2 protein-coding genes are annotated in these 1,927 nt (G+C 47.7%); both read left to right on the top strand.

The window, feature by feature from the left end; translation table 11 throughout:
- The first annotated feature begins 162 nt into the window (after positions 1 to 162).
- Positions 163 to 996, top strand: coding sequence for a polysaccharide deacetylase family protein (locus tag AC1WIP_RS15260; RefSeq protein ID WP_481142629.1), 834 nt, complete (start codon positions 163 to 165; stop codon positions 994 to 996).
- A gap of 18 nt (positions 997 to 1,014) precedes the next feature.
- Entirely contained in the window at positions 1,015 to 1,899 is an 885-nt protein-coding gene (locus AC1WIP_RS15265) for a polymer-forming cytoskeletal protein (RefSeq protein WP_481142630.1), read from the top strand.
- The last annotated feature ends 28 nt before the right edge of the window (positions 1,900 to 1,927 follow it).

Here is a 1,927-nt window from a genome sequence, read left to right on the forward strand (position 1 = left end):
ATGCTATACTGTTACGGAAGTATAAAAAAGAAGATCAAATTGGGAGAGACTATGCCGCAAGAGAATCCTCAAGGCGCGGCAATGAGAAAAAAGCTCATTTTATTGCCGTTGTCTGTATTCACTTTGATGCTCTTTATCCTGTGCCTGATTTTGTTTGGCAGGATGCAGAGTCTGAATGAAAGGCTGGATATGCTTTCCTCTCAGCTGGAAATGCTGGAGCGCACTGCACAGGAGCAGCAAAAGCAGCTGGAGGAGCTTCTTTCTTTCAGGGAGACAAAAGAGGGGGATGGGGAAGGACAAACTCAGGAACCGGAGGATGTGGAGACTTCGGGGAATGCCGTTTCCAGACAGGAGGAAGCGGCGCATAAGGTATATCTGACTTTTGACGACGGCCCCAGTAAGCATACGGAAGAAATCTTGGAAATATTGGACAGGTATGACGTGAAGGCAACCTTTTTTGTGGTGGGAAAGGAAGGGGATGCCTCAGAGGAAATCCTGCAAAAAATTGTTGAGGAAGGCCACACGCTGGGGATGCACTCCTACAGCCACGAGTACTCTGAAATTTATCGTTCCAAAGAGGATTTTGCAGAAGATTTTCAGAAGATACGGGAGTATGTGTATGAGGCTGTGGGTATAGAAAGCACGGTGTACCGGTTTCCGGGTGGAAGCTCTAACAAGGTGAGCGATGTACCAATGGAGGAGCTTGCAGATTATCTGGAGAGTCAGGGAGTACGCTTTTTTGACTGGAATGTGTCCGCCGGAGACGGAGGGAGCAGAGAGCTGACTGTGGATATGGTGGTGGAAAATTGTACCAAGGAGATTGATCAGAGAAAAACATCGGTTATCCTGATGCACGATTCCGTTAATAAGAGCACGACCCTGGAGGCACTGCCTGTGATTATTGAGAACATCCTGGCGTTGGAAGATACTGTAATTTTGCCAATTACAGAGGAAACAGAGCCGGTTCAACATATAAAAACAAAAAACAATGAATGAATGGAGGTATAAGGTACCATGGGTTTTTTCTCAGATTTGAAGGAGGACCTGTCGCAGGCGGTTAATGAATTAATGCCGGAAGAGGAACAAAATGCAGAAGGAAATGCGGAAAGGAACGGCGAGTCTGTAAATCCTCCCCAGACGGTGGCAGAAGCGGCCCAAGGCGGGCTGTCCGGCATACAGGAAACAGTGGAAGCCGTAAAGGAGGAAGCGGAGCCCGTACATACGCAGTCTTTGTATACGCAGCCCATGCAGGGGGAAGCTGCTTTGGAAAGCGGCACATCCGGAGAGCAGAACAAAGAACCGGACTCCCAGGAAATGGATTTGGAGAGTGTGGTGGAGAAGGCGCTTGCGCCTGACACAGAAATGGAAGAACAGGCAGAAGAGGGGGCGGAAAACAGAATGGATACCTGCGAACGAAAGAGCGTTTCGGACGAAACCTCTATTATCACTGCGGGAATGACCATTTCAGGCGATATCACGTCGGAAGGGTCTTTGAATGTGGTGGGAAATATCATTGGAAATATTGATATATTAGGAAAACTAAATGTCACCGGCTATATCACGGGTAATTCCAAGGCGGCAGAGATTTATGCGGAGAGCGCAAAAATCAACGGTGAGATTGTCAGCGAGGGTGCGGTAAAGATCGGGGCAAGCTCAGTTGTCATCGGTAATATTACGGCCACAAGCGCTTCCATTGCCGGCGCCGTAAAGGGAGATATTGATGTAAAGGGACCTGTTATTCTGGATGCGTCGGCTATCGTCATGGGAAACATCAAGTCAAAATCCGTTCAAATCAACAATGGTGCGGTGATCGAAGGTATGTGCTCTCAGTGCTATGCGGATGTCAGCCCCTCTTCCTTCTTTAAGGATTATAAAATGGAAGGCAAAAAACAGAAATAGGAGAGTTAGAACATGCGCAGAATATTAC

This window comes from Acetatifactor sp. (assembly GCF_982438285.1).

Coding starts and splice junctions, on each gene's coding strand:
- AC1WIP_RS15260 (WP_481142629.1), top strand. CDS start 163: ATGCAGAGTCTGAATGAAAGGCTGGATATGCTTTCCTCTCAGCTGGAA.
- AC1WIP_RS15265 (WP_481142630.1), top strand. CDS start 1,015: ATGGGTTTTTTCTCAGATTTGAAGGAGGACCTGTCGCAGGCGGTTAAT.